This is a genomic window from Bowmanella denitrificans (genome assembly GCF_039522935.1).
Classification (GTDB): domain Bacteria; phylum Pseudomonadota; class Gammaproteobacteria; order Enterobacterales; family Alteromonadaceae; genus Bowmanella; species Bowmanella denitrificans.
In genome coordinates this window covers 239,356-252,680 of sequence record NZ_BAAAEI010000015.1, presented here as the reverse complement: position 1 = coordinate 252,680, position 13,325 = coordinate 239,356, and the positions used below count along the sequence as shown (strand labels likewise).

Annotated in this window: 12 protein-coding genes; 8 read left to right on the top strand and 4 right to left on the bottom strand. The window is 50.7% G+C overall.

What is annotated here, in order from left to right; genetic code table 11:
• Nucleotides 1-7 precede the first annotated feature (7 nt).
• From ABD028_RS14665 to ABD028_RS14630, 8 genes are read left to right on the top strand one after another with little or no spacing between them, the layout of a single operon-like run.
• On the top strand, nt 8-1,642 hold the full coding sequence (locus tag ABD028_RS14665; RefSeq protein WP_102797183.1) for a methyl-accepting chemotaxis protein: 1,635 nt from the start codon (nt 8-10) through the stop codon (nt 1,640-1,642).
• Nucleotides 1,608-2,462 carry a CheR family methyltransferase gene (locus ABD028_RS14660; protein WP_343845885.1) on the top strand — a complete coding sequence of 285 codons (855 nt, stop codon included), beginning with the start codon at nt 1,608-1,610 and terminating at the stop codon, nt 2,460-2,462. The genes ABD028_RS14665 and ABD028_RS14660 overlap by 35 nt, the downstream gene beginning before the upstream one ends.
• Nucleotides 2,459-2,935, top strand: a complete 477-nt coding sequence (locus ABD028_RS14655) for a chemotaxis protein CheD (RefSeq protein ID WP_102797182.1) — start codon at nt 2,459-2,461, stop codon at nt 2,933-2,935. Before ABD028_RS14660 ends, ABD028_RS14655 begins: the two co-directional genes overlap by 4 nt.
• Nucleotides 2,932-4,008, top strand: a complete 1,077-nt coding sequence (locus tag ABD028_RS14650) for a protein-glutamate methylesterase/protein-glutamine glutaminase (RefSeq protein WP_343845884.1) — start codon at nt 2,932-2,934, stop codon at nt 4,006-4,008. The genes ABD028_RS14655 and ABD028_RS14650 overlap by 4 nt, the downstream gene beginning before the upstream one ends.
• A gap of 8 nt (nt 4,009-4,016) precedes the next feature.
• Entirely contained in the window at nt 4,017-5,219 is a 1,203-nt protein-coding gene (locus ABD028_RS14645; protein WP_343845883.1) for an EAL domain-containing response regulator, read from the top strand.
• A gap of 16 nt (nt 5,220-5,235) precedes the next feature.
• The gene (locus tag ABD028_RS14640) at nt 5,236-7,209 is read left to right on the top strand and encodes a diguanylate cyclase (RefSeq protein ID WP_343845881.1); all 1,974 of its coding nucleotides are present in this window, start codon (nt 5,236-5,238) and stop codon (nt 7,207-7,209) included.
• Nucleotides 7,210-7,224: 15 nt separating this feature from the next.
• The gene (locus tag ABD028_RS14635; RefSeq protein WP_102797178.1) at nt 7,225-7,602 is read left to right on the top strand and encodes a response regulator; all 378 of its coding nucleotides are present in this window, start codon (nt 7,225-7,227) and stop codon (nt 7,600-7,602) included.
• Nucleotides 7,589-8,197 carry a chemotaxis protein CheC gene (locus ABD028_RS14630; RefSeq protein ID WP_102797177.1) on the top strand — a complete coding sequence of 203 codons (609 nt, stop codon included), beginning with the start codon at nt 7,589-7,591 and terminating at the stop codon, nt 8,195-8,197. The genes ABD028_RS14635 and ABD028_RS14630 overlap by 14 nt, the downstream gene beginning before the upstream one ends.
• A 13-nt stretch (nt 8,198-8,210) precedes the next feature.
• Here ABD028_RS14630 and ABD028_RS14625 read toward each other — a convergent pair whose 3' ends face one another.
• The 4 genes from ABD028_RS14625 to ABD028_RS14610 form a co-directional block, all read right to left on the bottom strand.
• Nucleotides 8,211-10,091, bottom strand: a complete 1,881-nt coding sequence (locus ABD028_RS14625; RefSeq protein WP_343845879.1) for a diguanylate cyclase — start codon at nt 10,089-10,091, stop codon at nt 8,211-8,213.
• 78 nt (nt 10,092-10,169) lie between these two features.
• The gene (locus tag ABD028_RS14620; protein WP_343845878.1) at nt 10,170-10,559 is read right to left on the bottom strand and encodes a response regulator; all 390 of its coding nucleotides are present in this window, start codon (nt 10,557-10,559) and stop codon (nt 10,170-10,172) included.
• Between the two features lie 15 nt (nt 10,560-10,574).
• Nucleotides 10,575-12,395 carry a response regulator gene (locus ABD028_RS14615; protein ID WP_343845877.1) on the bottom strand — a complete coding sequence of 607 codons (1,821 nt, stop codon included), beginning with the start codon at nt 12,393-12,395 and terminating at the stop codon, nt 10,575-10,577.
• Nucleotides 12,361-13,317 (bottom strand): GGDEF domain-containing response regulator, encoded by a 957-nt coding sequence (locus tag ABD028_RS14610; protein ID WP_102797173.1) that lies wholly within the window; start codon nt 13,315-13,317, stop codon nt 12,361-12,363. Before ABD028_RS14610 ends, ABD028_RS14615 begins: the two co-directional genes overlap by 35 nt.
• Nucleotides 13,318-13,325: the final 8 nt, after the last annotated feature.

Here is a 13,325-nt window from a genome sequence, read left to right as displayed (position 1 = left end):
GGTAATTATGTTTAGCAATATGAAAGTTGCCTTTCGACTGGCCTTGCTGGCCGGTGTCCTGATCCTGCTGATTGTGACGATAGGATTGATGGGCATCAGGGGCATGCAGTCTGAACACCAGGCGATGGAAACGGTATACAAAGACCGGGTGGTGCCGCTTAAAGATCTTAAACTTATCGCAGATATGTACGCTGTCAATATTGTCGATACCGCTCATAAGGTCAGAAATGGTGGCCTAAGTGCCGAGGCAGGACTGAAAAATATCCGCATGGCAGAGCAAACAGTGCGCCAGACCTGGCAGGCCTATCTTGCCACATCACTGGTGGCCGAAGAAACGGCATTGGTGAATGAGCTAAAGCCTTTGCTTATCAGCGCAGACAATGCGGTGAGTGAGCTGCTGACAATCCTGACCACCAATGACAAAGCAGCGCTTGACCGCTTTGTACTGGAGCGTCTGTATCAAAGCATTGAACCTGTGTCCGATCGCTTCTCAAAGTTGGTGGATGTGCAACTGATGGTGGCGGAAAAGGAATTCAATCTGTCGATGCAAAACTACCAGCGGACCCTGACCATTAATATTGTGTTGATTCTGGTGAGCCTGGTGGCCAGTGTTATACTGGGCATCGCCATTACCCGTAGCCTGGTCAAGCAGTTGGGAGGTGAGCCTCAATATGCCGAAGAGATTGTTTCGAAAGTCGCTGCCGGGGATTTGCGGGTAAAAATCCAACTGGCGAATGGTGACAACAACAGCATGTTGTATGCCATTAACCAGATGGTGGCGAAACTATCCGGTATTATCAGCCAGGTGCGGGCCGCAGCCGATAACCTGTCATCTGCCTCTGAGCAGATGAGTGCCACGGCCCAGTCCATTAGTCAGGCGGCGTCAGAACAAGCTTCCAGTGTAGAAGAAACCTCGGCAGCCATGGAAGAAATGAGTGCCTCGATTAATCAGAATAATGACAACTCTAAGATCACCGACGGCATTGCCAACAAAAGTGCCAGGGAAGCCATGGAAGGGGGGGAAGCGGTCAGGCAGACGGTGGTGGCCATGCGTCAGATTGCCGATAAGATCAGTATTATTGATGATATTGCCTACCAAACCAACTTACTGGCGCTGAATGCCGCCATCGAAGCAGGTAGAGCTGGCGAGCACGGACGGGGGTTTGCAGTGGTGGCTGCTGAAGTGCGCAAGCTGGCCGCCCGCAGCCAAACTGCCGCCAAGGAAATTGGGGAAGTGGCGGGAAGTTCCGTGGCCCTCGCGGAACAGGCTGGCAAATTGCTGGATGAAATTGTGCCTTCCATTCAAAAAACCGCTGAGCTGGTACAGGAAATTGCAGCGGCCAGCGCTGAACAAACCACGGGGGCAAATGAAATAAATGCCGCGATTAGCCAAATTACCCAGGCTACTCAGCAGAATGCGGCGGCGTCGGAAGAATTGTCTTCCACCTCGGAAGAGCTGACCAGTCAGGCGGTTGAATTACAAGAGATGATGGAGTTTTTCCAGGTAGACCATAACGCGACTGCCAGCAGGCGTTCATTAAGCCGTAAAGCCTTGCACACAAAACAAAATGTTGCGCCCAGAGTAAAGAGTAAAACGCAGGAAAAAGTTGCTGACGACGAGTTTGATTTCGAAAACTTCTGACCCAAGGTGTCCATTGATAGCCAATGATCTCAGTCAGCACGATTTCAGGCAGATAGCCAGGTGGTTGTACGAAAAAACTGGCATCTATATGAATGACAGCAAGCAACCTCTGGTCAACGGCCGTTTGCAGAAACGTCTGCGTGAACTGCAGTTGACCAACCTGAGTGCCTATCGCAAGTGCTTAATGGCCGATGAGAACGAACAGCAACTGGCGATCAATCTGCTCACCACCAATGAGACTTACTTCTTTCGCGAGCCTAAGCATTTTGATTTTATCAGCCATGAATTATTGCATGCCGAGCAAAAGCAGCGCGGGTGGCAGGTATGGAGTGCGGCAGCATCTAGTGGCGAGGAAGCTTACAGCATTGCTCTGCTGATGGCAGAGCGCTATGGATTAGCCTCGTCCTGGCAGATTGTCGGTACAGATATCAACACGCAGGTACTGAATACGGCCAGGCGGGGGATCTACCCCATCCAGGCAGCCGCACGAATCCCGCAGAATCTCCTGAAAAGCTTCTGTGTTAAGGGTAAGGGCAAAGACGAAGGCTGGTTTATGTTCAAGCCTGCGTTAAGAGACCATGTGACGTTCACTAGGTACAACCTGATAAATGGCCCTGGGCTAGGGCAAAGCTTTGATCTGATTCTTCTACGTAACGTTTTGATTTATTTTGAATTAGCCGACAAACAGCGAATTGTACAAAATGTACTGAGCAACTTGCGACCCGGCGGATGGTTGCTGGTTGGACATTCTGAGAGCATCAATGGTTATGATCCCCGCCTGCAGACAGTGAGGACCGGTTGCTATCGGTTTATGCCATGATTTATCTGGCGCCAGGCGGTTATGCAACAGGTCGGCGACTATCCCGTCAGTACAGCACTATTTTAGGTTCTTGTGTCAGTCTGGTGCTGTGGCATCCAGCCACAGGCTTTTTTGCGATCTGCCACTATCTGATGGTGCATGCCAAGGCTGGCGCGATAAGTCCTTTGTCCATGGGCAAATATGCCGAACTTATCCTGCCGCATTTTCAGCGTCAGGTACAAAAGGCCGGGCTGGTGGCGGGCGATGTGCAGGCCAGTCTGTATGGTGGCGCGGGAAATGCCAGAACACGGGGATTGGCCAGGCACTTTCAGGTGGCAAGATGCAACGTGGACTATGCTGACGCATTTGTTCAGCAGCAGGGGTGGCAGTTGTTTAACCGGGATGTCGGTGGCGAGCAGGGACGAAAACTATTGTTTGATAGCCACACGGGGGAATGTGAAGTTTTCAGGCTTAGCGAGAGTTCATTGCCATGAGTCATGCAGAGAAAAAAATTCGTGTATTGATCGTGGATGACTCTGCTGTGGTTAGGCAAATGTTGGCTGCAATAGTGACTGAACAAGCTGATATGGAAGTGATTGGTACAGCCGCAGATCCTTATTTTGCGGTGGAGAAAATGCGCGGAAACTGGCCGGATGTTATTACCCTGGATGTGGAAATGCCGCGAATGGATGGTATCACGTTCTTGCGAAAAATTATGGGGTCCAGGCCCACCCCCGTGGTTATTTGTTCTTCCCTTACCGAACAGGGTGCCGAGACCACCATGGAAGCGCTGTCGGCCGGTGCCGTGGCAATCTTTACTAAGCCACAGTTGGGTGTAAAAGGCTTTTTGCAAAGTAGCAAGCAACAGTTGGTTGAAGCTATTCGCTCGGCGGCAACCTCCCGGGTCGGTAATATTCGTCCGCTTTCTGCAGGGCATAGAACCCAGTTGCAAAATCAGCAGGAGAGACCAGCCTCTGCGGCGCTCAGTAAAACCACTGATAAGGTTATAGCCATTGGCACCTCTACTGGTGGGACTATTGCATTAGAGCGAATTCTCAGTCCCCTTCCGGCTGATGTGGCGGGCCTGGTGATTGTTCAGCATATGCCTGAAAAATTCACCGCTGCCTTCGCTCAGCGTCTGAATGGTTTGTGCCAGATTGACGTGCGTGAAGCCTGTGACGGTGACCGGGTCAGGCCTGGTCTGGCTCTGATTGCACCAGGTGGTCGGCATATGACGTTAAGCCGCAGTGGTGCGTTTTATCATGTTCAGGTTCGGGCCGGGCCTGTGGTAAATCGTCATTGTCCGTCTGTGGATGTCTTGTTTCGCTCTGTGGCGCGCAACGCAGGACGCAATGCTTGCGGCATTATTCTGACCGGTATGGGTGACGATGGTGCCAGGGGCTTGTTAGCCATGCGAGAGGCCGGGGCCAATACTTATGCACAAGGTGAGGCAAGCTGCGTTGTGTTTGGCATGCCCAAAGAGGCGATTAAGCATGGTGGTGCAGAGCAGGTCGTCGAACTGGATGATGTGCCGGATGTACTGATTCGGCAGAGTCGAACGCATTAGGTGATGTGATGGAAAGGCTTTCTGTGTTGATTGTTGAGGACAGCGTCAGTCAAAGGGAATTTGTTGCCAATATGTGCCTGGACGCTGGTGTTGGTGAGGTTGCGCTGGCCGAAAATGGCCGGGTTGCCCTGACCATGATCGATGCCAGGGAGCAGGATTACGACATATTGATTTGTGATCTGGAAATGCCGGATCTGGATGGTATTGAACTGATCCACCTGTTGGCCAGCCGCCAGCGGAATTCCGCCATCATTATTGTCAGTGGCCGCGAATTGAGTTTGATCTCCGCAGTGGAACTGATGGCCAATACCCAGGGGTTGTGGGTGCTGGATGGGGTGCAGAAACCCTTGTCGGTGGAGCGTTTGCATAGTCTGTTGCGACTTTATACTCAGCGACGCGACAAACTGGATTTTAAACCCCGCACAGCCCAGTCATCGCCGCTGGCGATTGAAGAATTGCGCATGGCGCTGACCCAGCGACGCTTTGTTCTGCATTATCAACCCAAGATTGACATGCAAAGCGGCCAGTTGGCGGGCGTTGAGGCGCTGGTCAGGCTAACATGCAATCAATACCAGATTGTGTTCCCCAATGATTTCATCCCGCTTTGTGAAGCACATGGCCTCATCGATGATTTGAGTTATGAAGTGATTCGTCTGGCGATTGAGCAGCAAAAGCGCTGGCAACAGGCAGGGTTGGATACCGCAATTTCAGTCAATTTGTCGGCGGTATCTTTTGCCAATGAAGCCTTCAGTGGCCGGGTAATGCAGCAGGTCGGAGAACTTGGGGACGCGGCGAAACAGCTGATATTTGAAGTGACGGAAACCGCCATTATTCAGGATATCGGCAAGGCGTTGTCAATTCTTACCCGTTTGAGATTGTCCGGCTGCGGCCTCTCCATTGATGATTACGGCACCGGTTATTCATCAATTAAACAACTGTCGCAAATTCCCTTTACTGAGCTGAAAATTGACCGTAGTCTGATTGAAGGCGTCTCCCGTAAGGCGCATTTGCAGGTTATTTTTGAGAGTACCTTGTCCATGTGCAACAAGTTGGGACTTAAGGTTGTCGCCGAAGGTATCGAGAAGAAATCTGATTGGAAGTACCTGGCCGCGCAAGGGTGTCATATTGGTCAGGGATATTATTATTCTCCGCCCATGCCAGAAGAAGATTTGCTGCGATGGTGGCAAGCTGGTATGCCTGCGCTGAGTTAGCTATGGGAGCGAAGTTTTGCTACCACCAAAGTCAAGTCAGTCATCAACCTTGAACAATCCAGCCAAGCTGATCAGCCTGGATACAAGTATCCGGCAGATGATTATCAATGTTTCGGTCTACCCATTGGTCCTGGGCTTACTGCTTTTCACGTCTTTGGCAATACTTTTATCTGTTTATGCCACGCCTGTGGCAGAACGCGCCTTGCTTAATGGTCTGAAGGCTTCTGTTGTGGGCCTGAGTCAGAAAGCGGCGGCTTTGATTGACAGCCAGTTACGTGAAGTCAGCCATCTGGTTGTGCTGTTTCGGGCGTCACATGAACACTATCTGAGCCTTTCCCGCCACACCGATTTACCCCTGAGGGCACCAGAACCGCAGTTTAGTACCAATGCTGACGGCGTGTTTTTTAAGTCTGCCGATAATGGCGGAGCAGGTATGTACTATTCTGGTGATACCGAGATAGGCGCAGAGCAGCGCTGGAAAGCGCGTAACCTGGAAGGGCTAGACACCTTGTATAAGTCTATCGTGCAAACCAATCCGACGGTGGCGCAGGCTTATTTTAATTCCTGGGATAATATGAACCGCATTTACCCTTATATCGCCAATCCCGCGCTGAGGTTCGGCCCTGTCATGCACATGCAGGATTTTAACTTTTATTATCTGGCCGATCAGCAACATAACCCCGAACGCAGGGTGGTCTGGACCTCGGCCTACCTTGACCCGGCTGGTATGGGTTGGGTGGTGTCCGCGTTGTCTCCGGTTTATCGCAACGACTTTCTTGAGGGGGTGGTTGGTCTGGATATTGGTTTGGCTGCCCTGGTGGACAATCTACTCGTCGATGAACATATCGGCAGCAAAAAAGTATTTCTGCTGGATGGTCAGCGACGTATTGTTGCCATGTCTAATGATATGTCTGAATTACTGGGATTACCTGAGCTGTCGGGCCATGCCTATTCGGAAAAAGTCAGCAGCACCCAGTACAAGCCTGACAGTTACCGGCTTGATAGTCTGCAAGATCAGCAACTGGCAAAGCGTTTAGCGCAGTTTCTGCAAAACAACGAGCAAGTCGCCAGAATTGCCGGTCAGCAGCATGACCACCTGGTGACGCAAGTGAAAATTCCGTCTACCGACTGGCAGTTTATTATGTTTTATGAGCTTTCAGATGTTTTGCAATCGCAACAGGACATGCTGAGTCTGGTTAAAAAGCTGGTCTGGGGCCTGGTGCTGATTGTGGCAATGGCGTTGCTTATATACATACCCTATGTGCAGCGCAGGAGAGCCTGGTATGCCAAGACGCTGGCCGAGCCAATTAATAAACTGGCCAGTCTGACCTCTGAAATTGGTCAGCGGCCGTTGTCAGTGGATGAAATACAAGCTGGTGGTATACGTGAGCTACAGACACTGGTGGGTAACTTTGCGCATATGTCAGCGGAGCTGAATCAACGTACTGATAAATTGGTAAAAGCAGTTACCGCCAAGCGGTTAATTGAAGAAAAAGCTAAGCTGTATCAGCGTTTGGCTAATACCGATCAACTGACGTCCCTTTACAATCGTAAGTTTCTGGATACGGTGTTGCGTCAGGAAGGGGTAAGGGCGGGGCGCTACGGCGATGCGCTGAGCGTGCTTCTGATGGACGTCGACAGATTCAAGCAGATTAATGACAACTATGGGCATTTAGCTGGCGACGCTGTGCTTAAGCGGGTGGCGCGTACACTTAAAAACAGTGTGCGGGCCAGTGATGTGCTGGGGCGTTGGGGTGGAGAGGAGTTTTTGTTGATTTGTCCCAAAACCAGTTTGTCGGAGGCCGCTATACTGGCTGATAAGCTTAGGGCCCTGATCGAGGAGCAATCTATGGAGATGCCAGTCACCTTAAGTGTGGGCGTAGCACAGTTACAGGAATCGGAAAAAACTGAACATACATTAGGGCGGGCTGACAAGGCCCTTTACCAGGCCAAGGCAAGTGGGCGGAATAAGGTATGTGTGGCAGATTAGGAAAAGGAGGCATCTATGCCTTATAAAATTCTGGTAGTGGATGACAGTAAAGTAGCAAGATTATTCGTATGCAATTTCTTGCGAGAGCAGCATACTGATCTGGAGTTGTTTGAAGCGGGCAGTGGTGATGAAGCGCTGCAACTGGCCGTTAAGCACCAGTTTCATGGTGCCTCGCTGGATTTCAATATGCCCAATATGAATGGCCTGGAGTTAGCCACTCAATTACAGCAAAGTCAGCAAAAATGCTTTATCGGCCTGTTAACTGCCAATGTGCAGAGATCCATGCAACAACAGGTTCAGGACGCCGGATTGGGGTACTACAAAAAGCCCGTTAATCCAGATGTGGTCAAGCAGTTGCTTATTGATATGGAGCGTTTTCATGCTGCATCTTAACGACCTGCAGCGGGATGCCCTAAGCGAAGTTTTTAATATCAGCGTGAATCAGGCTGCTGCTGCTCTTAGCGAAATAGTGCGGGAAGACATCCATATGAGCGTGCCCATGGTGGATGTGTGTGATCTACCCACTGCCGTTGACTATCTGAATCAGGGGCACGAGGTCTGTGCTATTGCGCAAAAGTTTGCGGGTGGTTTGAAAGGGCAGGCCATGATGGTCATTCCTGAAATGCGCAGCCTGGAGTTGGTGCGTATGATGATGGGCATTGACGTCCCGATGGGCGCCCTGACCGACATTGAGCAGGATGCGCTGGGGGAAATGGGCAATATTGTGCTAAGTGCTTGTTTTGCCTCATTGGCAGACATGTTCGACGAACATTTTGATTATGAACCGCCACAGTTGTTCTGGGGCGCCATTGCCAAGCTGCTGGATAAGGGTCAGGACGACAAGATGATGTTGCTGATTAAAATCCGCTTCAGCTTTGGTAACCGGGAGTTGGATGGCCATATTGTGCTGTTGGTTGACGGTGATTCCATACATTGTCTGGAAACCGCGTTGAACAAGTTTCTACGCTTGATCATGGGGGATAGCTAAATAATCCAATGGCTTATGCTACCGCTGGAATATCCACAACAACCCGGTTACGACCGGCGTCTTTGGCCGAATACAGGATTTTATCTGCCTGGGCCAGAAGCTCTATGGCAGTGCGCGGTGGCGTATTGTTTACCAGCCCGATTGAAATTGATACTTGCAAATCAGTCAGCGCCATCATCTTGGTGATGTCTTCGGCGCGTTTCCTAAGCTTTTCCATCAGAACAGCGGCATCGTCAATACTGGTATGGGGAAGGGCAATCAGGAATTCCTCACCGCCTATGCGGCCGACAATATCTGTATGCCTCAGGGTTTTTTGACAAAGATCGGCAAAATGCTTCAATACCACGTCACCTCCCTGATGCCCCAGACTGTCATTGATTTTTTTGAAATGGTCCAGGTCAACCAAGGCCACACAAAAATCAAAACCATGGCGTTTAGCCAGATCGGCCTGCAGTTGCAACAGGGCCAGTGTTTTACGTCGGTTTAGCAGCCCCGTCAAACTGTCTGTGTCGGCCAGTTGTTGCAGGGCGCGTTTGTGGCTGTGTTGGCGATAGAATAAAAACAGTAACAATGTGCAAATTAAGGTAGCGCAAATAAACAGCAAGATCAGCAGCTGATTTTTGCGTTGCTGGCTTTGCAACTGGGTTTGCTGCAACTGATTCTGGGCATTTAGTATTTGATTCTGATGGGCCTGTGCATCCAGTTCATAGCGACTGCGAAGCTGATGTAACTGCTCGCTACTCTGTCTGTTTTGTATGGCCTGTTTCTCGTCGGTACTTTGCAATAAGAGGTCAAAAGCCGACTGGTAATGGCCCTGTGCCGCCAGCACCTTAGCTTGCTGAATGGCCAACTCAACTCTCTGGATAGGCATACTGACCGGATCCAGCGCCTGCTGGGCCTGCTGAAGCCAGGTTTGGGCTCTTTCGGTCTGCTGTTGTGCCAGATAAATACTCGACAACAAGCGGGCTGTATCCAGCAGCATATAGTTGTTATCGGCTTGCCTGAATAGTTGTATCGCCTCTAACGCCTGGCGCTCTGCTTCGGTGTAGCGCTGCGCTTGTAAGTCCATACCGGCTATTTCTTTAAGCGCGTAGGCTACGCCCTGATGGTCGTTCAGTTGTTCAGATATTTTTGCCGATTCCTGCAGTTGTGCCCGGCCAGTATCTGTATTGCCCTGATTCTTGTTCGCCCGGCCCAGACCATACAGATAAATACTCAGGCTGACCGAGGCTGGCTGCTGACGGTAGTAATCCACCGCTTCCTGAAAATAAGGCAAAGAAAGGTTGTCCTCTCCGCGATATTCATAAACCAGCGCCAATGCGCCTGCAATATCCGCTCTGGCAATATCGTCACTTTGTTGCGGTGCCAGATTATAGGCGCGTTGCAAATCGGCCATGGCACCTAAGTAGTCGGTCAGACTGTTTAACAACGTGCCGCGGGTCATCAGGGCCGCCACCAGCAGGTTTGCATCGTCGTGTCTTTCTGCCCACTGCAGGGCCTGGGTTACTGCGTCTAACCCACTGGCGGGGGCACCGTCTAAATCCAGCGCCAGAGCCTGGCTAAGCTGTAATTGGTGGTATAACCAGGGCTGTTCATCCAACGTCACCAGGCTGAGCCCGGCCTGTGCTTCTTGTATGGATTGTTCTGGCAACACCAGAGCGCCGCTGGCATGGCTCATCAATAGATGGTATTGAGCTTGTTGTAACGCGGTGTTTTTATGCTCCGCAGGCATTGAGTGTAGCTGTTCCAACAACAGATTTGGGTTGGTTTTGATCAATACTTGCCATTGCTGGAAAGGCGCTTCGAGTTGCGCCAACCATTGGCTGGATGCGGCATACAGCGAAGACGACAGGCAGCTATACAATAATAAACCGGTCAGGCTCAACAGGCGCAATGTGCATTCCTTTTGCGGTAATTTTGCGCAATTATGCCGCAAAGGTCACGCCTGTGGCAAAGTCCTTAATGTGCGCCCCTAGGCCGGGCTGGTGGCGGGGCCCATTAATTTTTCAACAATGGCCTTAATTTTCTGCAGATGGAAAGGCTTGAGAATAAACCCTGAAGCCCCGAGTTTGATGGCTTCGGTAACATAATCCATGGTGCCATGGGCGCTCACCATCACTATCTTGGCATTGGCGTCGGTTTGCTTTAATTCGCGTAAGATGGCCATACCGTCTTTTCCTGGCATCTGAATATCCAGAAACACCAAATCTATCTGGTTTTTTGTATAGATACCCACTGCGGTGTCTCCGCAAGAGGCTTCCATCAGATTACAGCTAAACAGACTGCGCAGTGCGGTACGTAGAAAAGCCCTGACATCGGCATCGTCATCAACAATCAGGGCGGTCATATCCCTGTATGGCATAGTGGACTCCTTTAATTAGTCTGCGGACAGCTTGTCCGTATCGGCGACCAGTTTTTCCACTTCCTGGCTCAGGTCGTCAAGAGCCAGTGGTAGCTTGTCAATGGGCAGACGATGTTCCAGGCGCCTGGCCATTTCGCTGATTTGTTTGAACTGAAACAACGCAGCGGTGCCTCTGAGCTTATGTGCCAATTGTTCCAGCTGTGCAATATTATTTTGCTGATACGCTTGTTGTATGGCTCTTAAATGAGCAGGTAAGCCACGCACAAACTGTTGCATCAACTGCTGCATTTCCTCTCCTGGCATATGCAGTTCATCAACATTCTGGCAATTGGGAAGATAGGTATTCAGCAGTTTAGCGAATTTTTGCCGGTCAATGGGTTTGGATAGGTGGTCGGTAAAACCGGATTCAAGATAGACCTTAATGTCCTGACTCATCACATTGGCGGTCAGGGCAATAACCGCGGTATCTACGCCAACCGCACGCATCAACTTAATGGCCTGCAATCCGTCCATGGTCGGCATACTGATATCCGACAATATCAAATCAAATTCTTCGGCCATGGCAGCTTCCAGCAACTGCTGACCATTTTCCACTGCCTTCACCAACAGTCCCTGGCTTTGCAGCATACGTTTGAGTAACTGGCGGCTTTCGGTGGAATCTTCGGCCAGCAATACTTTGCCGTTGAGCTGGCCTTTGTTGGTACCTATGGCATCATATTTACCTGGGATTTGACAGGGCTGGGCTTGCAGATAAAGACTAAAGCTACTGCCCTGACCTGGTGTGCTGTCAAGATGAATATGGCCAGACAATTTCGCCGCCAATTGCGCAGAAATACTCAGGCCCAGCCCGGTACCGCCAAACTCCCGGCTGATAGAAGAATCACCCTGGGTAAAAGGGGCAAATAATTCTGCCTGCCGGGCTTTGTCGATACCAGGTCCGGTATCTCGCACGGTAAAACACATCTTCTCGCCTTGCTGGCTGACAGACAGGCTAACTTCTCCCTCGGGGGTAAATTTAATCGCATTTGACAGCAGGTTAACCAGGATCTGTTTAAGGCGTACAGGATCGGTAAGAATACCCTGTGGAAGGTTGTTGGCCAGTTCCATCGAAAAGGTCAGATGCTTTTTTCTGGCGTTGTCGGCGACCAGCATCTGCACTTCTTCAAGCAGTGCCGCTAAATTTACCGGTAACAATTCCACTTCCAGCTTGCCCGCTTCTATCTTCGACAGGTCCAGCACGTCATTTAGCAAAGTCAGCAGATGCTTGCCACTGACGCTGATGGCTTTGATTGCCTGCTGCTCATCGCCGTTAAACTCTCCGGCAAGTAACGCTTCTGCATAGCCGATAATACTGGTCAGTGGGGTGCGTATTTCGTGGCTCATATTGGCCAGAAAGCGGCTTTTGGCCTCACTGGCCCGGCTTAGATCCTCAGACAGCGTTTGCAGCTCCCTTCTGCTTCGGACGATTTCCAGTTGGGTGGCGATTCTGGCTTTTACCACGTCAATGTTAAAAGGTTTGTGAATGTAATCCTGCGCACCCAGACGCAGCCCCTCTTGTTCCTTTTGTGGGTTGTCCAGGCCGGTAATAAAAATCACCGGTATGTCACTGGTTTGCGGCATGGATTTAAGAGCGCGCAGGGTGTCAAAGCCATCCATGCCTGGCATCAGAATATCCAGCAGAATCAAGTCTGGTTGCATGGCCACCGCTTTTTCAATGGCCTGGTTACCACTTTGCGCCAGGATGATACCGGCGTCCTGTCGCAGCAGATCGCTGAGTAGCCTTAGGTTGGCTTTTTCGTCATCAACCAGCAGTACCGTTGGGTGCGCTGTTGTCATGCTGGATCACTCCCTGTTCTTCGCCAAACCACATTACCCTGTTCTTGCCCTGGTGCTTAGCCAGGTAAAGCATGTCGTCAGCCAGTTTAAGGCTGTCCTCCGGACGGTTTTTCATTGTAGGACTACAAGTAATGCCGCCAATACTTATCGTCACGTTTTGCCTGTTTTCACAAAAGGGATGATCCAACTGTAGGGCCTGGATGGCCAGTCTGCAATTTTCCATCACTTCCATACTGCCGGCCCGGTCAATATCAGGCAAAAGCACCACAAACTCCTCGCCACCGTAGCGGGCCAGTAAATCCCGTGGACGTTTTAATTGCTCATTCAGGGTTTGCGCTACTTCCTGCAACACCCTGTCACCTGCCGCGTGGCCATGGCGATCATTAAACTGTTTGAAATTGTCGATATCTATCATTACCAGCGACAGCGGCGCCTTGTTGCGCACTGCCACGCGCCATTCTTTGTGCAACACTTCGTCGTAACGACGACGATTGGCTACCGACGTCAGTGGATCAATATTAGCGAGCTTTTCCAGCATCAGCCGCTGTCTGCCTAACTGCAGATGCAGTTTAATTCTGGCCAGCACGATAGCGGCGTGGAACGGCTTCTGAATATAGTCACAAGCACCTAGCAATAAGCCTTTTTCCTCATGGCTGACATCGCCCAGCGAGGTAATAAAAATCACCGGAATGGCGCTGGTGGTGGCATCATGCTTAAGGTGACTGATGACGTCAAAGCCATTCATGTCTTGCATGACGACATCCAGCAGGATCAGATCCGGAGCATATTCCCCGGCTTTACGAATACCCTGAGGACCATCTTTGGCCAATATCACTTCAACTTCGTCTCGCAGTATGTCACTGAGAATTTTTAGGTTGGTTTTTTCATCATCGATGATCAATACCCGCTGTTTAGCCAGCATCTGTCAGG